The sequence below is a fragment of the Pseudotabrizicola sp. genome, from assembly GCF_030656345.1.
Classification (GTDB): domain Bacteria; phylum Pseudomonadota; class Alphaproteobacteria; order Rhodobacterales; family Rhodobacteraceae; genus Pseudotabrizicola.
On sequence record NZ_JAUSNR010000019.1, the window covers coordinates 137,744 to 163,392 of the forward strand.

31 protein-coding genes are annotated in these 25,649 nt (G+C 62.8%); 13 read left to right on the forward strand and 18 right to left on the reverse strand.

All coding sequences use genetic code 11. The features are described 5' to 3' along the window. The first annotated feature begins 184 nt into the window (after window positions 1–184). A complete protein-coding gene (locus Q7J44_RS10955; protein ID WP_304879776.1) occupies window positions 185–2,056 on the forward strand; it encodes an ATP-binding protein in 1,872 nt (623 codons plus the stop codon). Between the two features lie 25 nt (window positions 2,057–2,081). Here the strand turns inward: Q7J44_RS10955 and Q7J44_RS10960 are convergent, their stop codons facing one another. Continuing rightward, window positions 2,082–2,819, reverse strand: coding sequence for an IclR family transcriptional regulator C-terminal domain-containing protein (locus tag Q7J44_RS10960; RefSeq protein WP_304880366.1), 738 nt, complete (start codon window positions 2,817–2,819; stop codon window positions 2,082–2,084). A gap of 164 nt (window positions 2,820–2,983) precedes the next feature. Here Q7J44_RS10960 and Q7J44_RS10965 point away from each other — a divergent pair, with 164 nt between their 5' ends. Genes Q7J44_RS10965 through pcaF form a run of 3 tightly spaced genes read left to right on the forward strand, consistent with a single transcriptional unit; the run spans window position 2,984 to window position 5,598 of the window. Beyond that, window positions 2,984–3,718, forward strand: a complete 735-nt coding sequence (locus Q7J44_RS10965; protein ID WP_304879778.1) for a 3-oxoacid CoA-transferase subunit A — start codon at window positions 2,984–2,986, stop codon at window positions 3,716–3,718. After that, complete coding sequence (locus Q7J44_RS10970) at window positions 3,715–4,386, forward strand: 3-oxoacid CoA-transferase subunit B (RefSeq protein ID WP_304879780.1); 672 nt, start codon at window positions 3,715–3,717, stop codon at window positions 4,384–4,386. Before Q7J44_RS10965 ends, Q7J44_RS10970 begins: the two co-directional genes overlap by 4 nt. A 12-nt stretch (window positions 4,387–4,398) precedes the next feature. Beyond that, entirely contained in the window at window positions 4,399–5,598 is a 1,200-nt protein-coding gene (pcaF, locus tag Q7J44_RS10975; protein WP_304879782.1) for a 3-oxoadipyl-CoA thiolase, read from the forward strand. A 4-nt stretch (window positions 5,599–5,602) separates the two neighbouring features. Here pcaF and Q7J44_RS10980 read toward each other — a convergent pair whose 3' ends face one another. Further along, window positions 5,603–6,739, reverse strand: a complete 1,137-nt coding sequence (locus Q7J44_RS10980) for an alkane 1-monooxygenase (protein ID WP_304879784.1) — start codon at window positions 6,737–6,739, stop codon at window positions 5,603–5,605. Window positions 6,740–6,788: 49 nt separating this feature from the next. After that, on the reverse strand, window positions 6,789–7,835 hold the full coding sequence (mutY, locus tag Q7J44_RS10985) for an A/G-specific adenine glycosylase (protein WP_304879786.1): 1,047 nt from the start codon (window positions 7,833–7,835) through the stop codon (window positions 6,789–6,791). 81 nt (window positions 7,836–7,916) lie between these two features. On the opposite strand from mutY, the gene Q7J44_RS10990 reads away from it, so the two are divergent. The 3 genes from Q7J44_RS10990 to Q7J44_RS11000 are packed head-to-tail and all read left to right on the forward strand — an operon-like array spanning window position 7,917 to window position 10,251. Then, window positions 7,917–8,456 carry a DUF721 domain-containing protein gene (locus tag Q7J44_RS10990; RefSeq protein ID WP_304879788.1) on the forward strand — a complete coding sequence of 180 codons (540 nt, stop codon included), beginning with the start codon at window positions 7,917–7,919 and terminating at the stop codon, window positions 8,454–8,456. Further along, a complete protein-coding gene (locus Q7J44_RS10995; protein WP_304879791.1) occupies window positions 8,456–9,118 on the forward strand; it encodes a DsbA family protein in 663 nt (220 codons plus the stop codon). Before Q7J44_RS10990 ends, Q7J44_RS10995 begins: the two co-directional genes overlap by 1 nt. Continuing rightward, window positions 9,115–10,251, forward strand: coding sequence for a CaiB/BaiF CoA-transferase family protein (locus Q7J44_RS11000; RefSeq protein ID WP_304879793.1), 1,137 nt, complete (start codon window positions 9,115–9,117; stop codon window positions 10,249–10,251). Before Q7J44_RS10995 ends, Q7J44_RS11000 begins: the two co-directional genes overlap by 4 nt. Before the next feature lie 3 nt (window positions 10,252–10,254). On the opposite strand, the gene lpxK is transcribed toward Q7J44_RS11000, so the two are convergent. From lpxK to Q7J44_RS11015, 3 genes are read right to left on the reverse strand one after another with little or no spacing between them, the layout of a single operon-like run. Continuing rightward, window positions 10,255–11,229, reverse strand: coding sequence for a tetraacyldisaccharide 4'-kinase (gene lpxK / locus Q7J44_RS11005; protein WP_304879795.1), 975 nt, complete (start codon window positions 11,227–11,229; stop codon window positions 10,255–10,257). Further along, window positions 11,229–12,479, reverse strand: coding sequence for a 3-deoxy-D-manno-octulosonic acid transferase (locus tag Q7J44_RS11010; RefSeq protein WP_370692999.1), 1,251 nt, complete (start codon window positions 12,477–12,479; stop codon window positions 11,229–11,231). Before Q7J44_RS11010 ends, lpxK begins: the two co-directional genes overlap by 1 nt. Continuing rightward, the gene (locus Q7J44_RS11015; protein WP_304879799.1) at window positions 12,439–12,681 is read right to left on the reverse strand and encodes a DUF4170 domain-containing protein; all 243 of its coding nucleotides are present in this window, start codon (window positions 12,679–12,681) and stop codon (window positions 12,439–12,441) included. The genes Q7J44_RS11010 and Q7J44_RS11015 overlap by 41 nt, the downstream gene beginning before the upstream one ends. A 169-nt stretch (window positions 12,682–12,850) precedes the next feature. On the opposite strand from Q7J44_RS11015, the gene Q7J44_RS11020 reads away from it, so the two are divergent. The 5 genes from Q7J44_RS11020 to Q7J44_RS11040 are packed head-to-tail and all read left to right on the forward strand — an operon-like array spanning window position 12,851 to window position 17,805. Further along, window positions 12,851–13,537, forward strand: a complete 687-nt coding sequence (locus tag Q7J44_RS11020) for a lytic transglycosylase domain-containing protein (RefSeq protein ID WP_304879800.1) — start codon at window positions 12,851–12,853, stop codon at window positions 13,535–13,537. A 7-nt stretch (window positions 13,538–13,544) separates the two neighbouring features. Then, the gene (flhA, locus tag Q7J44_RS11025) at window positions 13,545–15,620 is read left to right on the forward strand and encodes a flagellar biosynthesis protein FlhA (RefSeq protein WP_304879801.1); all 2,076 of its coding nucleotides are present in this window, start codon (window positions 13,545–13,547) and stop codon (window positions 15,618–15,620) included. After that, window positions 15,617–16,387: a flagellar biosynthetic protein FliR gene (locus tag Q7J44_RS11030; protein ID WP_304879802.1), complete on the forward strand. Its 771-nt coding sequence runs from the start codon at window positions 15,617–15,619 to the stop codon at window positions 16,385–16,387. The genes flhA and Q7J44_RS11030 overlap by 4 nt, the downstream gene beginning before the upstream one ends. Window positions 16,388–16,390: 3 nt before the next feature. Continuing rightward, complete coding sequence (gene flhB / locus Q7J44_RS11035) at window positions 16,391–17,479, forward strand: flagellar type III secretion system protein FlhB (RefSeq protein ID WP_304879804.1); 1,089 nt, start codon at window positions 16,391–16,393, stop codon at window positions 17,477–17,479. Beyond that, window positions 17,476–17,805 carry a hypothetical protein gene (locus Q7J44_RS11040; protein WP_304879807.1) on the forward strand — a complete coding sequence of 110 codons (330 nt, stop codon included), beginning with the start codon at window positions 17,476–17,478 and terminating at the stop codon, window positions 17,803–17,805. Before flhB ends, Q7J44_RS11040 begins: the two co-directional genes overlap by 4 nt. A 302-nt stretch (window positions 17,806–18,107) precedes the next feature. Here Q7J44_RS11040 and Q7J44_RS11045 read toward each other — a convergent pair whose 3' ends face one another. From Q7J44_RS11045 to Q7J44_RS11085, 9 genes are read right to left on the reverse strand one after another with little or no spacing between them, the layout of a single operon-like run. After that, the gene (locus tag Q7J44_RS11045) at window positions 18,108–18,590 is read right to left on the reverse strand and encodes a flagellar basal body-associated FliL family protein (RefSeq protein ID WP_304879809.1); all 483 of its coding nucleotides are present in this window, start codon (window positions 18,588–18,590) and stop codon (window positions 18,108–18,110) included. Between the two features lie 7 nt (window positions 18,591–18,597). Further along, complete coding sequence (gene flgH / locus Q7J44_RS11050; protein WP_304879810.1) at window positions 18,598–19,317, reverse strand: flagellar basal body L-ring protein FlgH; 720 nt, start codon at window positions 19,315–19,317, stop codon at window positions 18,598–18,600. A 5-nt stretch (window positions 19,318–19,322) separates the two neighbouring features. Then, window positions 19,323–19,742, reverse strand: a complete 420-nt coding sequence (gene flgA / locus Q7J44_RS11055) for a flagellar basal body P-ring formation chaperone FlgA (RefSeq protein ID WP_304879811.1) — start codon at window positions 19,740–19,742, stop codon at window positions 19,323–19,325. Then, a complete protein-coding gene (flgG, locus tag Q7J44_RS11060; protein WP_304879812.1) occupies window positions 19,742–20,527 on the reverse strand; it encodes a flagellar basal-body rod protein FlgG in 786 nt (261 codons plus the stop codon). The genes flgA and flgG overlap by 1 nt, the downstream gene beginning before the upstream one ends. A gap of 9 nt (window positions 20,528–20,536) precedes the next feature. Then, window positions 20,537–21,247 carry a flagellar hook-basal body complex protein gene (locus Q7J44_RS11065; RefSeq protein ID WP_304879813.1) on the reverse strand — a complete coding sequence of 237 codons (711 nt, stop codon included), beginning with the start codon at window positions 21,245–21,247 and terminating at the stop codon, window positions 20,537–20,539. A 1-nt stretch (window position 21,248) separates the two neighbouring features. Further along, window positions 21,249–21,515, reverse strand: coding sequence for a flagellar biosynthesis protein FliQ (gene fliQ / locus Q7J44_RS11070; protein WP_304879814.1), 267 nt, complete (start codon window positions 21,513–21,515; stop codon window positions 21,249–21,251). 7 nt (window positions 21,516–21,522) lie between these two features. Further along, the gene (fliE, locus tag Q7J44_RS11075) at window positions 21,523–21,813 is read right to left on the reverse strand and encodes a flagellar hook-basal body complex protein FliE (protein WP_304879815.1); all 291 of its coding nucleotides are present in this window, start codon (window positions 21,811–21,813) and stop codon (window positions 21,523–21,525) included. A gap of 10 nt (window positions 21,814–21,823) precedes the next feature. Next, window positions 21,824–22,201, reverse strand: a complete 378-nt coding sequence (flgC, locus tag Q7J44_RS11080) for a flagellar basal body rod protein FlgC (RefSeq protein WP_304879817.1) — start codon at window positions 22,199–22,201, stop codon at window positions 21,824–21,826. Between the two features lie 9 nt (window positions 22,202–22,210). Further along, window positions 22,211–22,594 (reverse strand): FlgB family protein, encoded by a 384-nt coding sequence (locus Q7J44_RS11085; RefSeq protein ID WP_304879819.1) that lies wholly within the window; start codon window positions 22,592–22,594, stop codon window positions 22,211–22,213. Between the two features lie 84 nt (window positions 22,595–22,678). Between Q7J44_RS11085 and Q7J44_RS11090 the strand changes: the two genes are divergently transcribed. Further along, window positions 22,679–24,019, forward strand: a complete 1,341-nt coding sequence (locus Q7J44_RS11090; RefSeq protein WP_304879821.1) for a FliI/YscN family ATPase — start codon at window positions 22,679–22,681, stop codon at window positions 24,017–24,019. 9 nt (window positions 24,020–24,028) lie between these two features. Here the strand turns inward: Q7J44_RS11090 and Q7J44_RS11095 are convergent, their stop codons facing one another. The 3 genes from Q7J44_RS11095 to flaF form a co-directional block, all read right to left on the reverse strand. Continuing rightward, complete coding sequence (locus Q7J44_RS11095; RefSeq protein WP_304879823.1) at window positions 24,029–24,772, reverse strand: DUF1217 domain-containing protein; 744 nt, start codon at window positions 24,770–24,772, stop codon at window positions 24,029–24,031. A gap of 71 nt (window positions 24,773–24,843) precedes the next feature. After that, window positions 24,844–25,248 carry a flagellar biosynthesis repressor FlbT gene (gene flbT, locus Q7J44_RS11100; protein WP_304879825.1) on the reverse strand — a complete coding sequence of 135 codons (405 nt, stop codon included), beginning with the start codon at window positions 25,246–25,248 and terminating at the stop codon, window positions 24,844–24,846. Further along, window positions 25,245–25,622, reverse strand: coding sequence for a flagellar biosynthesis regulator FlaF (gene flaF / locus Q7J44_RS11105; RefSeq protein ID WP_304879827.1), 378 nt, complete (start codon window positions 25,620–25,622; stop codon window positions 25,245–25,247). Before flaF ends, flbT begins: the two co-directional genes overlap by 4 nt. Window positions 25,623–25,649 lie beyond the last annotated feature (27 nt).

Sequence of the window (25,649 nt, forward strand, 5' to 3'; positions counted from 1 at the left end):
GCTGCGTTGAAGCTGAAAGCTGCGTAACTTCCTGTATGCGCGTCATATGGATGTTTTTTGCGAGTACAACGTGTTCTGCAACACCTCTTGATTGCCCGCGATCCTGTGCAGCAGCCTTTGGCCGCTGACGTCCGGGCTCAGGCACCGCGACCGGGCCAAGCGTTGGCCTGATAAAGGAAACACATTGAGCGCCACCGTAGAGATCAGCGTCGTTGTCCTGATTGCCGCGACAATGGCCGTGTTTGCATTGCTGATCTGTCTTCTGGAACGCCGCACCCGGTCATTCGATGCTGACCTGAACGCAGGTTCAACCTGGCTCAGCCTGTCCAATGTGGCCATGCTGACGGCAGCGGTCACCTTGCTGTTTCACGAGTCACTGCCCTTCTGGCTGGGCAGCAGCGTCATTATCTGCGGTGCGCATTTCGGCATTCTGTTTGGCTTTTTTGCCATGTATCGCGGCCTCGGCGGGCACCCCCGCTATTGGCTTTTTGCCTCTGTCAGTGTGGTGAATGTCGGGCTGCAATGGGGTTTGGTGCTGAGCGGAACGGCGGCAACGGCGCTGTTTATTACCACCTCTGTCGCCAACGGCACTTATACCCTGATCATGGCATTGATCATTCTGCGGCTTTCAAAGCCTTTTGAACGCGAATTGCGGGTGCTTGTCTGCTTTCCGTTCTTCGTGCTTTTCAGCGGGTATCTGCTGCGTCTGACCTTGCTTGCCTCCGGGGCTCCCTTTACGGTCCATCTGACCAGCACCGCGCTGATTGCCTTTGCCCTGGCCTATTCTGCCCTGCAATGGAGCTTTGGGCTGATCGCGCTGCGCGCCGCGCGGCTGAACCAGTCGCTAAGCCGTGAACAGCAGCGCACCCAGGAACTTGCCGACTCCCGCGCCAGGTTTCTGGCGCATATGAGCCACGAAATCCGCACGCCGCTGAACTCTGTCATCGGGCTGGCGGATGTGTTGCAGGGACTCGTGAAGCAACCGGAGGCGCGCAAACTGATCGGCCATATCCAGCATTCGGGCGATCTGCTGATCCATATCCTGAACGATATTCTGGATGTGTCAAAACTGCAGGCCAATGCCGTCACGCTGGAGACCCGCCCCTTTGATCCGGGCGCGCTGCTTGATCAGATCCGGGCCTGCCACGACCCGAGATGTCAGGCGCGTGGGATCACGCTGACCGTTGACCTTGCGCCCGAAGCCGCCGGCGACTGGCTTGGCGACGGGCATCGTGTGAACCAGATCCTGCAGAATGTGGTCGGAAATGCTGTCAAATTTACCGAAGCGGGGACGATCCGCGCTTCGGTCAGCGGCACCGACCAGCTGCAGATCGTGGTGGAAGACACCGGCATCGGGATGACAGAGGCGCAGGTTTTCACCCTTTTTGATGAATTCAATCAGGCCGATGAAGGCATCACCCGACGTTTTGGCGGCACAGGGCTGGGCATGACGATTGTGCACCAGCTGGTGACGGCCATGGGCGGAACGATTGCCGTTGAAAGTCAGCAGAATATAGGCACCCGGTTTACCATTTCCTTACCGTTGGACCGGGCGGCACCTGCGGTGCAGGTTCCAGCCGATCCGGTTGTGGTGCCGCTGCATGATTTCTCGGCGATGAAGGTGCTGTGCGCAGATGACAGCGCGGTCAATCTGCTTGTCCTGCGCGCGATGCTGCGCCAGCTGGGGATCGAGCCGCAGATCGCCGAAGACGGCCATGCCGCGATCAGGATCTCTGAAGAACAGGCCTTTGACATCTATCTTCTGGATATCTCGATGCCGGGGTTTTCGGGGATCGAAACCTTGCATCGCCTGCGCCAACTGGAAACGGATCAGCGCCGCGCCCCTGGCTATGCAGTGGCCGCGACCGCCAATGCGCTGCCAACGGATCTGGCGCTTTATATTGCCTCGGGGTTTGATGCCCATCTGCCAAAGCCGATCCGGCTGGAGGCGTTGCGCGCCGTGCTTCTGGCCTGTCAGGCCCAACAGCGCAATGCGGTCGGGCCATCGGGCCTGCCGGCTTTTGTGGCGCGCGATCAGGCCGTGTCTCGCGCCTGAAGCCTTGGGCGTTTTCCGGGCGGGCCTAGCGCAGCAGCAGGCGCAGATCTGACTGAACCCGTTGCAGCGGCCCCAGATACAGGGCCACCAGCTGCTCTGCTTCGGCATGAATGGCCGCGACCCCGACATTCAGCGCGGCGACCACCCTGCCATGCGCATCGAACAGCGGAACGGCCAGCGACCGCAGGCCAAGTTCAACCTCCTGATCAATGATGGCATAGCCCTGTGCCCGCACCTGTGCCAGTTCGGCCAGTATCGCCTCGGACCCGGTCCGCGTCAGCGGCGTGCGCGCCAATGGCGGATGCGCTTGCAGAAGGGCCTGCACCTCGGCGACCGGCCGCGCCGCCAGCAGGACACGGCCCATGCTGGTGCAATGCGCGGGCAGGCGGGACCCGGGCATCAGGCCGACCGACATCACCTTTTTCTGCGCGGCGCGGGCAACATAGACAATCTCGGCCCCGTCCAGAATGGATACCGAACTGCTTTGGCCAATGCGGTCAGACAGATCATCCAGCACCGGCTGCACAATCTGCGGCAGTGGCATGGTGGCAAGGCAAGCCGTGCCAAGCCGCAAGACCCGGGGTGTCAGGGTAAAGAATTTGCCATCCCAATCGGCATAGCCGTGATGCGCCAGCGTCAGAAGACAGCGGCGCGCCGTCGCCCGGTCGAGACCCGAGGCCGCCGCCACCTCGGCAATGGATTGGCGTGGGCGGGCTGCGGTGAAGGTTTCAATCACCGCCAACCCTTTGGCAAGGCCACCCATGGTATCGCGTTCAGTTATGGTCACGGCAGGGCCTTTTGTGCGTTATGTCAACAAAAACAGTATATCGCACAAATTGAGTGGACGACAAGCCCTGTTGCCCGCTAGGCCATAGCACAAAGACGGCCCCGCCCCCGGGGCCCGATCTGCCCCGATGGAGGTTCCAGATGGACAAAACCCTTTCCGACCTTGCTGCCGCAGTGGCTGGCATCGACGATGGCATGACCGTGATGATCGGCGGCTTTGGCGGTTCCGGCGCGCCGATCGAGCTGATTCATGCCCTGATCGACCGCTTCCTCGCCACCGGCCACCCCAAAAATCTGGTGGTCGTCAACAACAACGCGGGCAATGGCCATGTCGGTCTGGCCGCGCTGATCGAGGCAGGCATGGTGGCAAAGCTGATCTGCTCTTTCCCGCGCTCGGCCGATCCGGTGGTGTTTACCGAACGCTATCTGGCGGGCCAGATCGAGCTGGAACTGGTGCCGCAGGGCACGCTGGCCGAACGCATCCGCGCCGGTGGCGCAGGCATTCCGGCGTTCTATACCCCCACCAGCTTTGGCACCGATCTGGCCAAGGGCAAGCCGGTCGAGGTGTTTGAGGGCCGGTCCTATGTGCAGGAACGCTGGCTGAAGGCCGATGTCGCCTTGGTCAAGGCGCATCTGGGCGACCGTCTGGGCAACTTGACCTACCGGATGGCGGCGCGCAATTTCAACCCGCTGATGTGCATGGCGGCGACCACAACCATCGTGCAGGTGTCGCAGATTGTAGCCCCCGGCGGCATTGATCCCGAGGCGGTGATCACCCCCGGCATCTTTGTACAGGGCGTGGTGGAAGTGCCCCACCCGCAGCAGGAAGAAGACCTGAACCGCGCCAAAGCGGTCTACCCGGAGGCCGCAGCATGACCCAGAAACTGACCCCCACCCAGATGGCTTGGCGCGCGGCGCAAGACATTGCCAACGGTGCCTATGTCAACCTTGGCATCGGTTTCCCCGAGATGGTGGCCAAGTTCCAGCCCCCCGGGCGCGAGGCGATTTTTCACACCGAAAACGGCATCCTTGGCTTTGGCGAGGCCCCGGCAGCGGGGGCGGAGGACTGGGATCTGATCAACGCCGGCAAAAAAGCGGTGACGATCAAGCCCGGCACAGCGTTTTTCCACCATGCCGACAGCTTTGCCATGGTACGAGGCGGTCATCTGGATGTGGCGATCCTCGGGGCCTATGAGGTGGCAGAAACCGGCGATCTGGCAAACTGGTCCACTGGCCTGCGCGGGGTGCCTGCGGTGGGGGGCGCGATGGATCTGGTGCATGGGGCCAAGACGGTTGCCGTGATCACCGACCACGTGACCAAGGATGGCAAACCGAAACTGGTGCAGCGCTGTTCCTTGCCGCTGACCGGGGTTGGGTGTGTCACCCGGATCTATTCCAGTCTGGCCGTGATCGACATTGTCGATGGTCATTTCGTGCTGCGCGAAAAGCTGGCCGCGCTGTCAGTCGAGGACCTGCAGGCGCTGACCGGGGCCACTCTGCACCTTGAAAGTGCGGTGACCGATCTTGATGTTCCTGCACTGTAAAAGGCTGATGTTATGACCGAAGTGTTCATCTGCGATTATATCCGCACCCCGATTGGCCGCTATGCGGGCAGCCTTGCCACCGTGCGCCCGGATGATCTGGGCGCGGTGCCCCTGCGCGCATTGATGGCGCGCAATGCGGGCGTGGACTGGGAAGCGGTGGATGACGTGATCTTCGGCTGCGCCAATCAGGCGGGTGAAGACAACCGCAACGTCGCGCGCATGTCGCTGCTGCTCGCCGGTCTGCCAGTGGGTGTCAGCGGCACCACGATCAACCGGCTGTGCGGGTCCGGCATGGATGCGGTGCTGGCGGCGGCGCGGGCCATTGCGGCGGGCGAGTCCGATCTAATGATCGCAGGCGGCGTGGAAAGCATGAGCCGCGCGCCGTTTGTGATGCCAAAGGCGGGGTCTGCGTTCAGCCGCGATGCGGCGATTTATGACACCACCATCGGCTGGCGCTTCATCAACCCGGCGATGCAGGCCGCCTATGGCACGGACTCGATGCCGCAGACCGGGCAGAACGTGGCCGATGACTATGGCATCAGCCGCGACGCTCAGGATGCGATGGCGCTTGCCTCGCAAACCAAGGCGGCAGCGGCACAGGAAAACGGGCGGCTGGCGTTGGAGATCACCCCGGTCACCATCCCGCAGCGCAAGGGCGATGCGCTGGTGGTGGACCGGGACGAACACCCGCGCGCCACCACGCCAGAGGCTTTGGCCAAGCTGAAGCCGCTGTTTGCGGGTGGCTCGGTTACCGCAGGAAATGCCAGCGGCGTGAACGATGGGGCGGCTGCGCTGATTTTGGCCAATGCCGCGACGGTCGCAAAGTATGGCCTGACGCCGATTGCGCGCGTTCTGGGCGGGGCAACGGCAGGGGTGCCGCCGCGGGTCATGGGCATCGGCCCTGCCCCGGCCTCGCAGAAACTGCTGGCCCGCCTGAACCTGACCGCCGCCGATCTGGATGTGATCGAGCTGAACGAGGCGTTTGCCGCCCAAGGTCTTGCCACCCTGCGCGCGCTTGGCATTGCCGACGACGATCCGCGCGTGAACCCGAATGGCGGGGCCATAGCACTTGGCCATCCGCTGGGCATGTCGGGGGCCCGCATCACCGGAACCGCCGCCCTGCAACTGGCGCAGACCGGCGGGCGGCGCGCACTTGCCACCATGTGCATCGGTGTGGGTCAGGGCATCGCCATCGCTTTGGAACGAGTCTGAACGCTCAGCGTGGGGCTGGATTCAGCGCCTTGTTATAGGGGTGCCAATCCGTGATGTCGGGATAGTGGAATTTCCGCCACGCCCGCACGCGCGGATTCATCATCCGCCGCCACCATAGCGGGTTCATCGCGATGAAGACCATCAGCGGATAGCCCAGCGGCAGTTGCGGGGCCTGTTCCGGCGTATAGGTCTGCAGCAGTGGGAAGCGGCGGTCGGGCTTGAAATGGTGGTCTGAATGCCGCTGCAGGTTGATCAGCAGCCAATTTGACGCGGTGTGCGAGGCGTTCCAGCTGTGATGCGGTTTGACATGTTCATATTTCCCATCCCCCAGATGCCTGCGCGTCAGGCCATAATGCTCGACATAATTCACCGCCTCCAGCTGCCAGATCGCGACGGCCGCCTGCCAGACAAACAGCCCAAGCCCCAGCCCGCCCCCAAGTCCAAAGGCGAGGCCAAGCATCCCCGCCTGCAACGCGGCATAGCGCCAGAACGGGTTGCTTTGGTGCCACCACGGGAAACCGCGCCGGGCCAGCAGCGCCACCTCGGCCCGCCAGGCGGAAACCGGGCTCTGGCGCAGAACACGCGGGAAGAAGCGGTGGAACCCTTCGTTGTAGCGGGCCGTCACCGGGTCGCGGCAGGTGCCGACATAGGTATGATGCACCCGCAAATGCTCGGACCGGAAATGTGAATACAGCACCGATGCCAACAGGATATCCCCCAGCCAGCGTTCCAGCCGGCTTTTCTGGTGCATCAGCTCGTGGCTGTAGTTGATCCCGACAGTGCCGGTGATGGTGCCGATACCAAAGAACAGAACCCCGAGTTCAAGGCCGGACTGATGATCCATCGCCGTGACATACCAGATCGTTCCAAACAGCACGGTCAGCTGGAGCGGAGTCCAGATCAGGGTCAGCAGCCGATACCAGAGCAGCATGTCATCGGGCGTTTCGGGGTCTGCGTTGCGGTCGTTCAACCCGGTCAGCGCGTCGAGCGTTGAATAGATCAGGATCGAATAGGCGGGCACCAGCGCGGTGAACCACCCCCCCAGCGTGGCCCCGATCACGGCCAACGGCACGACGCCAAGCGTCAGCCAGAAAGGCGCGGCCTGGGCAAATCCGGTTTTCTGGCGGGGTCGGTCTGACATGAAATGCCCTGTGTTGAACGATTTATGATGCGCCAAGGTAAAGGATATCTCAACGGGTCACAGTGTCCCGCCACAGATCATAGGCTTTGCGCATCACGGTCGGCAAATCCGCACCACTGAATTCGTTGCCAGACAGGAAGTGACCATGCGTCACAACCGACCCGACCGGCAATTCAGCCGCGTGCAGGGTCAGATACAGGTGGAAATGAGTGAAGGTGTGGCGGATCTCGCCGATCTCCTGCCAGTCGGCCAAGGCGGGGGCAGACCCGCCCGCACCATCCCAGCCATCGCCGGGAAAGCCCAGCATGCCACCCAGCAGCCCCTTGTCCGGGCGGCGCTGCAGCAGCAGCCGTTGCCCCTGCGTCGCCAGCCATAGATTCCCCCGGCGTACCGGCTTTTCAGGCTTCGCCATCTTGCGGGGAAGCTGCGCCTGAATTCCCTGCTGCCGGGCTTCGCAGGCCTGCATCCAGGGGCAGATCCCGCAAGCCGGGTTGCGGGGGGTGCAGATCGTGGCACCAAGGTCCATCACCGCCTGCGCATAATCGCCGGGCCGCTGATCCGGCGTCAGCGATGCGGCCAGCGTTGTCAGCTCTGCCTTGGCAACGGGCAGCGGGGTCTGCACCGCGAACATCCGTGACATCACCCGTTCGACATTGCCATCCACCACAGTCGCCGGCTCATCATAGGCAATCGCGGCCACGGCACTTGCCGTATAGGGGCCGATGCCGGGCAGGCTCAGCAATCCATCGCGCGAGCCGGGAAACACCCCGCCATGATCGGCGACAACGGCGCGCGCCGCCTTCAACAAATTGCGGGCGCGGGCGTAATAGCCAAGACCGGCCCATTCGGCCATCACATCGGCGTCCTGCGCGGCGGCAAGATCGGTCACGGCGGGCCAGCGCGCGGTGAAGCGGTGGTAATAGTCTTTCACCGCTGCGACGGTGGTTTGCTGCAACATCACCTCGGACAGCCAGATCCGGTAGGGATCGGGCAAGATGCCTGCCTTGCGGTCGTGCGGCGATACCCGCCAGGGCATGACCCGTGCATCACGGTCATACCAGTCCAGCAGAAGGTCGCTCAGGTCAGCGTCACGCAATCTTTATATCCTTTGTCCCGTGTTCCCACTGGCGGTGCGGCCTTGGCAGGATAAGATAGCGGCAGTGTCACAGGATACCAGATGGCCCGCAACGCGACCCCTTATCAGAAACCATCACGCCGGATGCGCGGGTTTGAACCGGCGTTTGGCCTGATGAAAGACCCTGTCCGCGTGGCAGGGGAATCGCGCGGCTTTGCCATCACCCGGCTTCTGACCCACTGGCCAGAGGTTGTGGGCGAAGATCTGGCCAAATGCACCCGGCCAGTCAAGGTGGGCTATGGCCGTGATGGCTTTGGCGGCAGCCTGACGCTTTTGACCACAGGGCCGATGGCACCGATGATTGAAATGCAAAAGGAAATGATCCGCACCAAGGTCAATGCGATCTATGGCTACAACGCGATTTCTCGGGTCTTGCTGACCCAGACCGCCCCCGTCGGCTTTGCCGAAGGTCAGGCCGAATTTACCCCTGCTCCAAAGGCTGCCCCCGTTGTCGATCCGGCCATCCGGGCCGAAGCCTGCAAAACCGCGGCCCCGATCCATGATCCGGGGCTGCGCGCAGCCCTTGAAGCCCTGGCCGAAAACATCCTAAACCGTCGCAAGACGACAGAAGGCGAAAAATGATGTCATTGAAAACCACTCTGGCCGCTTCGGCCCTTATTCTGGCGGGCAGCTTTGGCCTTTGGTCGCTTGTGCCCGCTTCCCCTGCGCAGGCACAGGACACAGCCCCTGCCGCCGAGGCGCCGGCGATGGAAATCAAGGACATGGCCCTTGGCCCGGTCGACGCGCCGGTGACGCTGATCGAATATGCGTCCTATACCTGCCCGCATTGCGCAACGTTTCACAAACAGATCTTCAAGCCGCTGAAGACCGACTATATCGACACCGGCAAGGTCCGCTTTGTGTACCGTGAGGTCTATTTCAACCAGGACCGGCCAGCATTCTGGGCAGCAATGGTCGCCCGCTGCGGCGGCGAGATGCGGTATTTTGCCATTCAGGACTCGATCTTCGCCCGCCAGCAGGAATGGCTGTCGATCAACAATCCTGCCGACATGGTCGAAAGCCTGAAGAAAAGCGGGCTGGTCAACGGGCTGGACAAGACCGCACTTGATGCCTGCATGCAGGATGCGACCCTGGCGCAGGGCATGCTCGATCTGTTCAACGAGAACATGGCCGAATATGACATTCAGGGCACGCCGACCCTGATCATCAACGGCACCAAACATGCGAACATGTCTTACGCCGATCTGAAAACCATTCTTGACGCAGAGCTCGCGAAGGAATGACGGCACCCCTTGCCGGTGTGAAGGTCGTTGAGCTGGCCCGCATCCTTGCGGGCCCGTGGGCTGGTCAGACATTGGCAGATCTTGGGGCAGACGTGATCAAGGTCGAAGCCCCAGAAGGCGATGATACCCGCCGTTGGGGCCCCCCGTTCCTTGAGCGGGAGGGCGAACGATCTGCCGCCTATTTCCACGCGACAAACCGGGGCAAACGGTCCGTCACCTGCGATTTCCGCACGCCCGAAGGGCAAGACATGGTGCGCCGCCTGATCGCGGATGCAGATGTGGTGATCGAGAATTTCAAGGTCGGCGGTCTGGCGAAATACGGGCTGGATTACGCCAGTCTGCAAAAGGTGAACCCGCGTCTGGTCTATTGTTCCATCACCGGGTTCGGGCAGGACGGGCCCTATGCCTATCGCGCGGGGTACGATTTCATCATTCAGGGCATGGCCGGGTTGATGAGCGTGACGGGCGCTGCCGATGGTCAGCCGCAAAAGGTCGGCGTGGCAGTCACCGATATCTTTACCGGCATCTATGCCGCAACTGGTATTCTGGCCGCGCTGCACCAGCGACAGTCTACCGGCCTTGGTCAGCATGTCGACATGGCGCTGCTGGATGTGGCCACCTCGATCATGGCCAATCAGTCGCTGAACTACCTGACCACGGGCGCGGCACCCACCAGAATGGGCAACGCCCACCCTAATCTTGCGCCCTATGCCGTGTTCGACTGCGCCGATGGCTGGCTTATTCTGGCAACCGGAAATGACGGCCAGTACCAACGCCTGTGCAAGATCCTCGGGCTGGAAGATATGGCCACCGCGCCGGCCTTCCTGACCAACGCCGACCGGGTTCAGAACCGCGCCGATCTGACCGACCGGCTGACAGCAGCCACGCGCACATGGACCAAGACCGACCTTTTGGCCGCCTGCGAGGCCGCGGGGGTGCCCGCCGGGCCGATCAATGATCTGGCGGAGGTGTTTGCCGATCCGCAGGTCGTGGCGCGTGGCCTGCAGATCGCGCCGGGCGGCATGCCGGGCGTGCGCTCACCGTTCCGGTTTTCGGGTGCCGAGCTGGCACTGGATCGCCCTGCCCCGACCTTGGGTGAACATCAGGCCGAGATTATCCGAACCCACCGCTGACCGCTATGACAGTGCCCCGATAGCCCTGTCCAGCGCCGACCAATCCGCCACCTCCAGCCGGACCACAAAGCTCAGAACCCTTGGCCGGAACGCTGCGGGCAAGCGCACCTGATCCTTTTCTGTGGTCACCAGTTGGGCGCCCAGAGCACCCGCCTCGGCCTCAAGTCTGCGCAGCAGGGTGTCAGACAGGGTCTGGTGATCATCAAGCGACACCGCGCGCACGATGTCTGCCCCTTCCCCCCGCAAGGTGGCAAAAAACTTCTCCGGGTGGCCGATGCCCGCAAAGGCCAGCACCCGCTGGCCCTGCCAGTCCATGCCCATGGACAGCGGTTTCAGCACGCCCTGCAGGTGCGGCAGGGTTACGTGCCTGCCCCAATCCCGAACAAACTGCGCTTGCGCCTCCGGCCCTCCGATCGACAGCAGAAAATCCGCCCGGGCCAGACCTGCCGCCACCGGCTCGCGCAGCGGCCCTGCGGGCAGGCACAACCCGTTGCCGAACCCACGCGCCGCATCCACGACCACAATCGACAGATCCTTATGGACCGAAGGGTTCTGAAACCCATCATCCATCAGGATGATCCTGGCACCCGCCGCCTCTGCCGCGCGAACGCCTGCGGCACGGTCCCGTGCCACCCAGGTCGGCGCAAAGGCCGCCAGCAGCAAGGGCTCATCCCCGACCTGCGCGGCGGTATGGCGCTGCGGGTCCACCAGAACCGGCCCGGAAAGCGACCCGCCATAGCCGCGCGAGACCACCTGCGCGCCTTGCACACGGGCCAGAAGCGCAATGGCTGTCGGCGTCTTGCCTGTGCCGCCCACGTTCAGGTTGCCGATGCAGATCACTGGCACCGCCGCCTTGTATCCCGGCTTTGCCACACGCCGTGCCGTCACCGCGCCGTAGATCATTCCCAACGGCTGCAACAGACGCGCCGTCAGTCCCGGGGCGTCAACAGGGGTCTGCCAGAACGCGGGCGGTCGCATCATGTGCCGCCTTTGGTGATCTTGCGCACCATTCCGACCGTGGCCTCGGTTACCTCTGCCCCGTCTGACGCCACCATCCATGCCGACTGGGCCAGCCGCGCCGCCCGGTCCGGCGACAGCAGGTCCGACAACGCCTCGCCCAGATCGACCGCACTTCCGACCGCACGCGCCGCGCGCGCGGCCCCCAGCCTGCCAAAGGTCGCACCAAACGGGCCAGGACGCGGGCCGTACAGAATGGCAGACCCAAGCGCCGCCGGTTCCATCGGGTTGCGCACACAGCCCTGCCCGGCAAGACTGCCGCCCATGAAGGTGATCGGTGCCAGCCGGTACCACAATCCAAGCTCTGCCATACCGTCGGCCACGAACACCTCCACCTCCGGATCGGGTTCCTGATCTTCGGCGCGTTCGGCGACGACCCAACCCTCGTCGTCCGCCAGCCGGCGTGCCAGCGGCTCTGCCCGCGCCGGGTCCTGCGGGGCGATGATCAGCAGCAATCTATGGGCAAGGCTTTGTGCCGCACGATGCGCCAGAATGACCGCCGATTCCTCAGCCTCGGGCAGGCCAACCGCCAGCCACACCGGGCGTGTCGCCAGCAGTTTTGCCAGCGCTGCGCGTTCCGCCTCCAGACAGGGCAAGGCCGCGCTGCATTCTTCCATCCGTCCGGTGGCCGCCACCGCAGACAATGCCGCCCCGCCCTTGCGGAACGCCCGCGCTGCCACCTCATCAATCGCCATGATGTGCGAAAACCCCTGCAGCGCCGAACGCATCAGCCCCGGATACCAACCGTCGCGGTCCTTCAGCACATAGGGCGCGCGGCCGTCGACCATCAGCAGCGGCAGGCCACGCTCTGACGCTTCGTGCAGCAGCGCCGGGCGCAATTCGCCGTCGCAGAAAATCGCAATCTCCGGTCGCCAGTGATCCAGAAAGGCGCGCGCATCTCCGGGCCGGTCTTCTGGCGGCGGCAGCCTGATCAGCCCGGGGCGCAAAGGCACCGGATCGACACAGGTGAGCAGAACCGTCACCCCGTCTTCCTCGATCAGCCGCGCGGCCAGTTCCAGCACCCCCCGCGCCGCCTCGGCGGTCGGGGAGTGCATCCAGATCAGCCTTCCGGCCAGTCGCTCTGGCCAGACATGACCCCCCGACGGGTCACGCCGGGGACGCATGTTGTAAAGCGTCAGGCCAAGAGAATGCACCATGTTTACAGTCGGATTACCGAAGCTCTTCGGTGACGGATCCCATCTGCTCTTCATCGCGAAGACGATGAATATGCGCGATGAAATAGCGCATATGGGCGTTGTCGACCGTGCGCTGCGCCTCGGCCTTCCAGGCTTTGTGGGCCGAGGCATAGTCGGGAAACATCCCCACGATGTGGATATCGTTCACATCGGCAAAGGTGGTTTTTGAGGGGTCAACAAGTTCCCCCCCGAACACAAGGTGTAACCGCTGGGTCATTCATCTGCTCCGTCATCTCTGGATCGCCCCCCGGTCGCCAAGGGTAAGCAGGCCAATGCCAAGATCAAGCCTGCATCTGAGGCAAGCTGTTTTCGAATTTGAAAGATTCGCTTCGTAGGGTCTGCATAAGCACCAGAATGGTGTGTGTAAATCAGGCGGGTAGACTCTTATGCGGCAGAACGCGGTTGTTGTGATTGGCTCTGCGCTTGCGTGGCTTGCCGGTCTGCCACAGGTTGACCGGCCGTTCGCCTTTGCGCTTGCGTCGCAGGGGGTGGCGAACCTGTGCGACAGTGCCGCAACCAAAGCGGCAAGGGCAAGCGGCGTTCCGGTCCGGGTACTGATGGCCATCGCGCGCGTGGAATCGGGCCGGTCTGTTGGCGGTGTGCTGTCCCCATGGCCATGGGCGGTCAATCAGGCCGGGGCGGGATCGTACTTTGACACCGCGACAGAGGCGATGAACCATGTCTCCGCCGCAATGGCGCAGGGTCAGGCCAACATTGACGTCGGTTGCTTTCAGATCAACGTCCACTGGCACGGGGCGGAATTCAGGTCTTTGCAGGACATGTTCGACCCGGAGGAAAACGCACTTTACGCCGCGCGCTTCCTGCTGCAGCTTTTTGATGAATTCGGCACGTGGGAAGGGGCGGTCGGGGCCTACCATTCCCGCCATTCGGATGCGGCCAGCGGCTATCTGGCCAAGGTGGCGGCGGTGATGTCCGATCCGCAACGCCCCGAACTGGTGCACACAGCGGAACGCGACAACCGCTATCCGCTGCTGCGGGCGGGGCAGCCCGGCAGCTATGGGTCTCTGGTCAGCACCTCGTCTGAACATTCCGCCCTTCCCTTGCTGCGGTGATCCCGGAATGACCCCCACAGCCCGGCTCGCCCTTTTCTTCCGCCCGACCATCCTGCTTGCCATGGCGTTGATGGCCATCATCGTGATGATGGTCCTGCCGGTTCCGGCATGGATGCTCGACATCGGGCTTGCGCTGTCCTTTGCGCTTGCCATCCTGATGCTGACGGTGACGCTGTTCATCGAGCGCCCGCTTGATTTTTCGGCCTTCCCGACAATCCTGCTCTCCTCGCTGATGCTGCGGCTGTCCTTGAACGTGTCCTCGACCAAACTGATCATCGGTGAAGGCCACACCGGAACCGACGCCGCCGGCGCGGTGATCGAAGGCTTTGCCAACTTCATCATGGGCGGCAACGTCCTTCTGGGGGTGGTCATTTTCTGCGTCCTGCTGATCGTGAACTTCATGGTCATCACCAAAGGCGCGGGCCGGATGGCAGAGGTCGGGGCCCGCTTTGCGCTTGACGGAATGCCGGGCCGCCAGCTGGCCATTGATGCCGACATGGCGGCCGGGGCGATTGATCACACCGAAGCCAAGGAACGGCGCGAACGCGAACTGGCGGAAACCAACTTCTTCGGCTCGCTGGATGGCGCGTCGAAATTCGTGAAGGGCGATGCGGTTGCGGGTCTTCTGATCACCATGCTCAACATCGTCATGGGGTTGGTGATCGGTGTGTTCCTGCACGATATGCCGCTCGGGCGCGCCTTTGAAACCTATGCCATCCTCACCGTTGGTGACGGGCTGGTCAGCCAGATCCCGGCGGTCATCATCTCTGTTGCCGCAGCGCTTCTGCTGGCCCGGGGCGGGGCAAAGGGTGCGGCTGACGTGTCCTTCTTTGCGCAACTCGGCCGCTATCCCGGCGCGCTTGGCACAGTCGCCGTGCTGATGGCGCTGTTTGCGCTGGTGCCGGGTATGCCCTTCACGCCCTTTATCCTTGGGGCCGGGGCGCTGGCCGGCACCGCACTGATGGTCCACCGCCGCAACGGAACCCCGGTGGATGAAACGATCACCATCGCAGAGCCGGCAAAGCGGCAACCCTTGGGCGATGTGCTTGATTTTGATGAGCTTCATCTTGAGTTCGCACCCGATCTGGTGGCCATGGTGCTGGACCCTGCAACGGGGCTGGATGGTCGCATCGGCAACATGCGCAACCATATTGCAGCCAGTTTCGGCCTGATTCTACCCGAAATCCGGCTGACGGATGAACCGTCCTTGCCCCCCGGCACCTATCGCATCCGCATTCAGGGGGTGGAGCGGGTGACCAACCGGCTGATGCCCGACCGCTGCCTTGTCCTGCTGAATGATGACGCCCCGGCACCGGATGGCGTTGATGTCAGCGAACCCGTCTATGGTACCGCAGCCCGCTGGATTTTGCCCGACAAACAGGAAGACGCCGTGATCGCCGGGATGACCGTCGTTTCACCGCCCGAGGTTCTGGCCACTCACCTGCTGGAGGTGATCCGCTCCAATCTCGCACGGCTGCTGTCTCTGCGCGGGTTGCGGCGGTTGCTGGACGAATTCATCAACGTCTCTGATCCGGCCCGCGCCGGAGCCAACCGCAAACTTCTGGACGAGATGATTCCGGAAAAGGTGCCGGCCGATCTGCTGCTCTCGGTCCTGCGCCTGCTGCTGGATGAGCGGGTGTCGATCCGCAACCTGCCGCTGATCCTTGAAGCCATCGCCGAAGCGCGCGGCCTGCCCTCGCCCGAGGCGATCTGCGAACATGTCCGTCAGAAAATCGGTTTTCAGCTGGTGTCAGAGCTGAAGCGCAAGGATGGCACGATTCCCCTGATCCAGATCGCGCCCGAATGGGAAAAGATCTTCTCGACCTATCAGATAGAAGGGGACCGCGGGCATCAGGACATTGCCCTGCCACCCGATCAGTTCGCGCGCCTGTCAACTCTGCTGGCCGAAAAGCTGAACCGGGCGGCGGAGACCGGGGTTTCGGCCGCCGTCGTCACATCGACCCTGCGGCGGCGGTTCATCCGGACCATCCTTGCCGCAAAGGGCCTCAGTGCGCCGGTCCTGTCTTATGAGGAAATCGGGCTGGAGGCGCGGCCCGCCATTGTCGGACTCGTCCCGCAATGACCGATCTGAACGCGATGCTGCTGACCTATCACGGGGCGCTGGCACCCTATGCAGAGGGTGCCGCGCTGATTTTCCTGCGGGTCGGGGCCGTGATGGCGACGCTGCCCGCCTTTGGCGAAACCAGCATTCCCGCCCGGATCAGGCTGGTGCTGGCACTGGCATTCTCAGCGGCCATCGGCCCTGCGGCCTTTCCGTTCGTATCCGATACGCCGCTCGCCGCCGGTTTCGCGCCCGAGGTTGCGATCGGCCTGATCCTGGGGCTGATGGTGCGCCTGTTCGTACTGTGCCTGCTGACCGCAGGGTCCATTGCCGCAAACGCCACCTCGCTCTCACAGCTGTTTCCCGCCGGGGCAGAGGCGCAGCCGGCGATTTCCAAACTGCTGGTCATGACCGGGTTGACGCTTGCTGTCGGGTCAGGGCTGCATATACGGGTTCTTCACTATCTGCTGCTTGGCTATGAGCTTTTTCCGGCTGGTCACTGGCCGCCGTCGGGTTTGGTTGCGCAATGGGGTGTTGCCCAGACCGGGCGCGCCTTCGCCCTGGCCTTCATGATCGCCGTGCCCTTTGTCATTGCCTCGCTGATCTACAATGTGGCGCTTGGTGTTATCAACCGCGCCATGCCGCAACTGATGGTCACCTTCATCGGTGCCCCTGCGCTCAGCCTTGGCGGGCTGATCCTGTTGCTGATGGTTGCACCTCTCGCCCTGACAGTCTGGCTTCAGGCCTTGAACGGCTTTCTCGCGGCACCAGCCGCGCCGTTGCCATAGCCCATGGCACAGTCAGACGATCAGAGCCCGGGCGAGAAGGAACACGCCCCGACCGAAAAGAAGCTTTCCGAGGCACGCAAAAAGGGCGACATCGCGAAATCGACTGAACTGCAGGCCACAGCGGCCTATGCAGGGTTGCTTCTCGCCGGTCTGATCGGCGGGCCCGCGATAGACAGGGCTGCCACCGCAGGCCGTGTACTTCTGGACCAGGCCCCCGAGATCGCGCATCTTGCGGCCCGGTCTGCGCTCACGGTGACGGGCGGTCTTTTGCAAGCGGCTGTGCTGCCCTTTGTGCTGCTCTTGTCTCTTCCGGCCGGGGCTGTGGTTCTTGCCCTGCTGTCGCAGCAGGCCATTGTCTTTGCGCCCGACAAGCTGGCGCCGAAGCTGTCGCGCATCTCTGTGCTGGCGACAGCCAAGAAGAAGTTCGGGGCGGAAGGGCTGTTCGAATTCGCAAAAAGCTTTCTCAAGCTGATGGTCGTCTCGCTTGTGCTTGCCTGGTTTCTGATCGGCCATGCCGACAGCATTCTGAGCACCGCCGCACTCGATCCGCGTCAGGGGCTTTTGCATCTGATGGCCCTGTTGGGGCAGTTTCTGGGCTGTGTCGTGATCGTCACCGCTGTGATCGGTGCGATTGACCTGCTGTGGCAACGCCATGCCCTTGCGCAGCGAAATCGCATGTCGCGCAAAGAGGTCATGGATGAGATGAAGGACAGCGAGGGCGATCCGCACACCAAGGCGCTGCGACGCCAGCGCGGTCAGGACATCGCGATGAACCAGATGCTGGCCGAAGTTGCGACGGCCAATGTGGTGATCGTCAACCCCAGCCATTATGCCGTCGCCCTGCGCTGGACAAAGGGCGCGCGCACAGCGCCGGTTGTGGTGGCGAAAGGGGTGGACGAGGTTGCCCGCCGTATCCGCGAGGCGGCGGAAACGCATGGCGTGCCGCTGCACTCTGATCCGCCGACAGCGCGGCTGCTGTTTGCGACGGTCGATATCGGCAAACCTGTCGAGCGCGACCACTATCGCGCAGTTGCCGCCGCGATCCGTTTTGCCGACGCCATGCGACAGCGCGCGCGGGAGAGGGGCAGATGACGGCGGCGGACCGGCTTGCCCAGTTGCAGCGCATCGCCCAGCTTTTGCGGGACCGTGATCTGATGCGGCTGAATGCGGTCTCTGCGCGCAAGCGTCAGACAGAGGCGTTGCTGGGCGCGCTCGATAAAACCCAGACCGGCGCCGTGCTGGATCCGATCGTTGCCGCGCAGGTGGTTGACCGCTTCGGGCTTTGGACGACGAACCGCCGCATCCTGCTCAATCAGCAGCTGGCACGCGACACAGTGGAGTGGATCGCGCTGCGGTCTGCCGCGCAAAGGTCGTTCGGGCAGGCAGAGGTTCTGGGCAAGCTGTCCCTGAAGCGCTGACCCCGGCGGAGGGGCATCTCTTCTGATCCTGCTACCGGGGGCCCTGAGTTATAAGACATGATATACTTTGGAATCATAGGGCTGGGCTTCAAATTTTTACGAAGTCTTAATCTTTGCCCGCCACAGGCACCCCTTCGGGCCGCGCAATGTGGCCATCCCATGCGGGGCCGGACGCAAGCAAAGATCGGGGGGCAGAGGGGGCAAGTCCGGCGCTCCGGCACGCCCCTGAGCGGACACCGCACCCCAACAGAACCACGCGCCCCTTTCGGGGCGCGTCTGCGCGTCAGTCCTGGGGCGGCGGGTCAGCGATCCTGCCGGATGATGTCTGTAATCAGAACCGTCTTGACCATATCGCCCAACACACCCCGCGCCACTTCCGTCAGACCCTTGCGCAGAATCAGAAGATTGTCGGCATCCGTAAAGGTGCCCCGGAACCCGCCGGTGTTTGCGTGATCAAACAGACGCTGCAGCATTTCATCGCGCAGTTTCGGTTCTTGCGCAAAGACCTTTTCAGTTCCGCCCGCCGTCACCTCCAGGCTGAGCGACAGGATGATCAGCGAGGCAATCTGGTTCTTTTCCACCAAAGGCACGATGAACTGATTGTTCAGTTTCACGAATTCCGGCAATTGCTCCGTGCTGTGGGCGGTACCTGCGGCATGGGTATCGCCTGCGGCAGCAGGGTCACCTTCGCCTTCAGCAGCCGGGGCGGGACGCAGGTGCCATCCGGCACCCAGCCCGGCACCCGCACCAATCAGAATCAGCAGAAGGGGGAGGAGTTTGCGCATTCTGACCTCAGAACGGGAGGAGGATGTCAGTGATCTGCTGACCGTAGCGGGGCTGCTGAAAATCGGTGATCTGCCCCCGCCCGCCATAAGAAATGCGGGCCCCGGCAACCTTGTCATAGGTCACCTCATTGGTGCGGGACACATCGGCCGGGCGCACATACCCGGTAACGATCAGCTCACGCAGTTCAAAATTGACCCTGACCTCCTGCTGGCCCTCGATCCGCAGCACCCCATTCGGCAGTTCTTCCACAATGGTGGCGGCGACCCGAAGGGTCAGCTTTTCCTTGCGCGACACCGAGCCATCGCCGGAGAAGGTCGAGGACGAGCCGGTATTCACCGCCTCTGCCATCGTGGCACCTTCCGGAAGCACGCGGTTGATCCGCTGTGGAATGCCCATAAGCTGCGGCACTGCCATGGTCTGATTGCCTTTGCGGGCGCGGCCCGATGAATTCGACATCTCGGCGCTGTCATCAATCTCGATCACCACCGTCAGGATATCGCCCCGCTTGCCAGCGCGCCGGTCACCCAGCAGCGAGGCGCGACCCGCCGTCCACAGCGAGGACGCCTCTGTCGGGCCGGTCATATCCGCAGACTGGGGCAGGCCGCCTGAATACATGGCGTGATGCTGATAGCTGCCTTCCAGCGGGGAAAACCCGGGCGCACGACCCACCTCGTCCAGCGAGCTGCAGGCGGCCAGACCGAGCAGTAAAAACAGTGCGATGCGCATGAAAACTATCCTTCAGACGGGCTGACGCGCACGGTTCCGTCGGGCATTACCCGGCCATGCACAGTGTTGCGGGAAGACAGGTTCACGACCCGGATCACATCGCCGGCGGCACCCCGGTCCAGCGCGCGGCCATCCGTTGAAATGGCCAGCGTTCCCGAGATGTAGGACAGCGATACCACCTGATTTCGGGCGATAACGGTCGGCGGCCCCACCTGATCGTCGCGGATGGGCCGACCGGGATACAGCATAACCCGCGCCTCTTGCCCGGCGACGCGCGCCGGATCGGACGCGGTGCCCGGGATGTTGGCCTGAATCACCGAAAGATCCGTTATTTCAATCACCTCACCCGCCTTTATGACGCGGTTGGTGATCAGGGCATCGGCGCAAGCCGGAACAGGAAGCAGGCAGAAGATCACCCGCCACATCAACGCACCTGCGTGGTTGCGGCCATCATCTGGTCGGCGGCAGTGATGACCTTTGCGTTCAACTCATAGGCCCGCTGCGCCTTGATCAACTCGGTCACTTCGCGCACGGCGTCGACGGAGCTTTCCTCAAGATAGCCCTGGCGCAAGGTGCCCAGACCGTCTTCGCCCGGGGCACCGGGCAGCGCCGGGCCCGACGCCTCGGTCTCGACAAACAGGTTGGACCCGATCGCCTCAAGCCCCTTTTCATTGGTGAACCCCACCAGTGACAGCGCGCCCAGAAGCTCTGGTTCAACCCGGTCGGCGAAATAGGCGTAGACCTCGCCGTCGGCATTGATGGCAAGCGACCGCGCATCGGCGGGGATGGTGAGGCCGGGAGCCACCTGATGACCTTCGGAATTGACGATCAGGCCATCGCCCGTGCGTTTGAGCGCGCCGTCGCGGGTATACGCGGCATTGCCGCCGGGCAGAGTCACCTCCAGATAGCCGGCACCTTCGATGGCGAGATCCAGATCGCCGTTGGTCTGGGCAAGCGGCCCCTGCGCGAGGACAACCGAGACAGCGGCGGGGCGCACGCCGAGGCCAAGCTGCACACCAGTGGGCAGCAAGGTGCCGTCACTGGCCGTCACCGAACCGGGGCGGGCCAGTTGCTGATAATGCAGGTCGGCAAAATCTGCGCGACGGGCGTTGTAGCCGGTGGTCGACATGTTTGCGAGGTTGTTGGACACGACATCGACCCGCATCTGTTGTGCGGCCATCCCGGTCGCGGCGATCTGCAGTGCTTTCATCATGGTCTCCTATCGGCCAAGGGTCTGGATCACAGCGCGCTGGCGCTGATCTTCGGCATCGAGGAACTTTTGCCCCGCTTCATAGGCGCGCTGAACGGTGATCATCCGGGCGATTTCAGATATCGGCTGCACATTGCTGTCTTCCAGAAATCCCTGGCGGATGATGGCGGTTTCTGCCGGCTCCAGCTCTGTGGCCGAGAACAGGGTTCCGGTCTGGTGTTGCAGTGACAAGGGATCGACAGGCTGCCAGAGCCCGATCTGGGCCACCGGCTGACCATCCGCCGACAGCGTGCCGTCTGATGCGATGGACACACTGCGGGCACCGGGCGGGACCGGCACCGGCGCGCCGCCCGCATCCAGCAGGGCGTGGCCATCGGGGGTGACGAGCGTGCCTTCGCCCGAGGGGGTGAAGGCACCGGCCCGGGTCAGGCGTTCGCCGTCCGGGGTGTCGATCAGGAAGAAGCCTTCGCCCTGCAATCCCAGATCATAGGTGCCGCCGGTGGGCGTCAATCCGGCCTGACCAAGATCTATATGACGGGCATTGCCATGCGCCATCGACAGCGAGGGTTCATCCTTCAACCGGCTGATATACTCCGAGAACACCACGCCCTCCCGCCGGAAACCGGTGGTAGAGACATTGGCAATGTTGTTGGCGATCACCTGCATCTCGCGCATCAGGCCGGATTGTCGGGTCAGGGTGGTGTAGCCGGGGGTTTCCATATCAGCCGCCTTCTATCTGTGGGATGATCGTATCGGTGAAGAAGGACACGAGGGTGGATGTCATGAAGCTCATGGAGACCCAGAACACGATGAGCATGGCACCGACCTTCGGGACGAAAGTCAGCGTCATCTCCTGGATCGAGGTCAGGGCCTGAAACAGGCCAACCACGACCCCAGCCACCAGTGCGACGCCAAGCAGCGGGGCCGAAAGGGTGACGGCGATCCAGAGGGCCTGGCGCAGAATGTCGAAGATTGCGCCTTCGGTCATGGCCGGGTCACACCGGCATTCTCAGGATTTCCTGATAAGCCTCGACCACGCGATCCCGGACGGTGATCACGGTTTCCACCGCCGTCTGCGACGAGGCCAGCGCCGCGACCAGCGCGTGGGGGTCTGCGCCGCCGGTCATTGCCGCACGGGCGGTGTCTTCGCCGCGCTGCAGGGTTTCGGCGAATGTGCCGAGAAACTGCGCGGCGCTGTTTTCGGCAGAGTTCGGCGGCGGCTCGGGGGTCGCCGCCGAACGAGTCTGTGCATAGGCCTGTGCGGCCAGAGACTTCTTGATATCCATTCTGGATCTCCTATCGGATGAGATCGAACAGGCTCTGCGTCATTTGACGCGCCTGATCGAAGAGTCTGAGGTTCGCCTCATAACTGCGCTGCGCTTCGCGCGCGTCAGCAATTTCGATCACCAGATCGACGTTCGATCCATCATAGTGACCAGTCGTATCTGCCAGCGGGTGATGCGGTGCATAGACCTTTGCCAATGGGCTTTGGTCCAGCCGGACAGGCCCGACAGTGACAGTTCCCGTCTCCTTTTCGGAGCGGAAGGAAATCACCTTGCGGTGAAAACCGGGGGTATCCGCGTTGGCGATGTTTTCGGAAACATGGCGCAGGCGTCTGGCCTGTGCCTCCATCCCGGATGCGGACAGGGAAAGGGAATTCAAGAGATCTGACATCGGTGCCCCTTACGATTTGCGGCCAAGCGACGTGCGCAGGATTTCGGACGTGTTGCGATAAACCGCCAGCGCCATTTCATGGCTTTGGCGTGCGGCGACGGCCTTCATCATCTGCTGATCGAGCGAGACGTTGTTGCCATTTGGTGCCATTCCGCTGCCGGAGGGCACGGGCTGATGCAAATGTGACTCTTCATTCATAATATGCCCGGCGCGGGTGCGCCTTGGCGTGAAACTGGCCGGATCGCCATATAGCGTGCGAAAATCCGGCATATCCATGGCGCGGAATCCGGGCGTATCGGCGTTGGCGATATTGCGTGCCACCACCGCGACCCTTTCGCCGGAATGCGCTGCAAGTGCCTGTGCCATTCTGGTCAGTCCCAGTTTTTCAAACATCGGGGCTTCTCCCTCGACCTACTTCACCAGTTCTTAGGGCTGATTCCTTTAGAAACGGTAATTGCCGAACAAAGGGAGAATCCCATGACCGACTTATTTGCCCAGCTGACCCAACACATCGCCCGGATTGACCTGTCGCGCCCGATCGGGCGGGTCCGGTCGGTGGGGGGTGGCACAATCTGTGTCAACGGCCTGCAGACCGCTGCCGCGCTGGGCGACCGGATCGAAATCGGCACCCGCGAACCGGGCAAAGGTGCGCAAGGCCGGCCAGACCACAGCGGCGGTGAAGTCATTGGGCTGGGGGCGGAAACTGTGACGGTTCTGCCAGATCACGGCTTGACCGGACTGGCGATCGGGACAGAAATCGCACTGTCCGGCCCGACCCATATTGCACCCGATGACAGCTGGATCGGACGGGTGATCGACCCGCTCGGCCAGCCGCTGGACGGCAGGCCGCTGTTTGCGGGGACGCAATACCGCAGCCTGACGGCACCACCCCCACCCCCGGCCCAGCGCCGACGGCTGGGTGCGCGGCTTGCCACCGGCAAAGCGGCGTTTGACACGTTGCTGCCCCTCGTGCGCGGGCAGAGAATCGGGTTGTTTGCAGGCTCGGGCGTTGGCAAATCCAGCCTGCTTGGCACCTTTGCCCGCGCTTTGCAGGCCGATGTCGTGGTCATCGGCCTTGTCGGCGAACGGGGAAGGGAGCTCAGGGAGTTCACCGAAAGCGTTCTTGGTCCTGACGGGATGAAGCGCAGCGTGGTGATCGCGGCGACATCCGACCGGTCACCCCTGTTGCGGCGGCGCTGTGCGCTTGCTGCGATGACAGTGGCAGAACATTTTCGCGACAAGGGGCTGAATGTGCTGCTGCTGGTCGACAGCGTGACGCGTTTTGCCGATGCCCACCGGGAAATAGCCCTATCGGCCGGCGAACCGGCAAGCCTGCGGGGCCATCCACCCTCACTTCAGTACATGATCATGGCGCTGGCAGAACGGGCGGGACCGGGGGCCGAGGGTCAGGGCGATATTACGGCAGTTTTTACCGTTTTGGTCCCCGGATCGGATATGGAAGAGCCGGTGGCCGATATCCTGCGCGGTGTGCTGGACGGGCATGTGATTCTGGACCGGCGCATTGCAGAACGCGGGCGCTTTCCGGCGGTTGACCTGCTGCGCTCGGTCTCGCGCAGCCTGCCTGCTGCGGCAAGCGACGCTGAACTTGCGCTGATTGCGCAGGCGAGAGGGGTGATTGCGGCCTGGGAACGGGTGGAAATGATGGTGCAGGCCGGGCTGTACCAGAAGGGCAGCGACCCGCTGGTCGATCAGGCCATCCGGCTGTGGCCGGCGGTAGACCAGTTCCTTGCCGAAGATGCGCCGGAAGACGGGATCGATGGCAGCTTTGCCCGGCTGACAGCTTGCCTTCAGGGCTGACCCCCGGAGTCAGCGGGTCAACCGGAACCGGGACGCGCTTTGCTGCAGCAGGGTCAGCGCCACCTGACCGGCACCAAGAGAGGATGCGTTTTCATCAAGCTCTGACCGGACCAGAAACTGCCGCACCAGTTTGTCGACCTTTTCAGGATCTTTGAACTGCGCCAGATCGCTGCTGCCAAACATCGCCTTTGTGCGGCTTTGCAGCGTTTCGACCTGCCGGTCCAGATCAATCGCCCCGAACGAGAGCGGCAGGCCAAAGGCCTTTTCAAACACTTTGCGCAAGGGCGGGTTGCCCAGCAGCGTATACCATTGGGTCAGGGACGAGCCCGTTGACTTGCCCAGTTCAGGCAATGCGGTTTCGACGTTCAGGGCAAGACGCATATCATCGTTCTGGGTGCCCACCGCCACCGCAAACTGCTGGGCTTTATAAGGGGTCAGGATCTTGTCGGCGAAATCGGAAAGCACAGTGTTCGGAGTGTCAAAGTTGCCAAAGCCAAAGGCTTCCGCGAATTTCTGATACTGCTTGTTGGACAGCTTGTTGGCCAGCGCATCGGGTTGAAGGGTGCCACCCTCAAGGATTTTCCGGATGAAGAACTTATTGGGCATATCCCCCTCCAGCCCGAAGGCCCCCAGCGCCACGCGCAGCAAGCGGGGATCTTTCACAAGCTGCTCGGCCGTTTTGATGCTGCCGATCTTTTCGCGAAAATACGCCTCATCGCGCTTGACAGAGGGTTGCGCATTGAATGCTGTCATCTGCTTGTCCATCGTCCGTTTCAGGAAGGACCAGCCAGCATAGCCGGCAACGGGGAGAACGGGGGAAAAGCTCATTGTGGGCCTACTGCCATAAGACGCTCTTCCCGCGGAAGCAGGCTGCGCAAGTATTTGAGCACCTGATAATGCTGATCATCAAGAACCGATTTACTGGCAAGGGACAGTTGCAGGCGGCTGTCCGGGTCGGTCAGCACCTGGCTGAGCTGTTCGATGCCGCGCAGCAGTTGCATCTGCGCCTCGGCAGGCGGCACATCGCCGGACAGGACCAGCTGCGCAATGTAGCAGACCCGGCGGACCGGCGTGTTCACCTCCTCCGGGTGGATGGCATCGCGCAACCTTAGGATATGGGCGTTCGGCGTCATGATGGCCAGACGCGAGCGCCGGTCGCCGTTTTCGATCACCGCACCGTTGATCAAGACCCGCTCATGCGGGCCCAGTTTGATGACAAGACCGCTCATCGCAGGCTTTCCTGTCCACGCAGGCCGCGCATGATGGCCGTGTTCACGTCGATCAGCACTTCGACCGAGGCCGCACCATTCAGCACGTTTCTGGTGTGAACCTCGGAAAATTCATACAGATAGAACAGCTGTGCGCGCAGGGGGGCAGGCAGTGCGTTGCCGGGCGATGCGACATCGGCAGCCAGCGTGGACCAGAGGCCAAGATTCTCCCACAGCGCCTGCACGAGCGCGGGATAGTCGCTTTTATGCTGCTTCCAGGCCGCCGAAAGCTTTTGCGTCACGCGCGCCAAAGCATCGTACTCGATGCTGCGCATGGGGCGCAGCGTAGCATCCGGGCGGGAATAGCCCAGTTTCGGGTGAATAAGCGCGTTCACGGCGAATCCTTCGCGTTGTATCTTCAT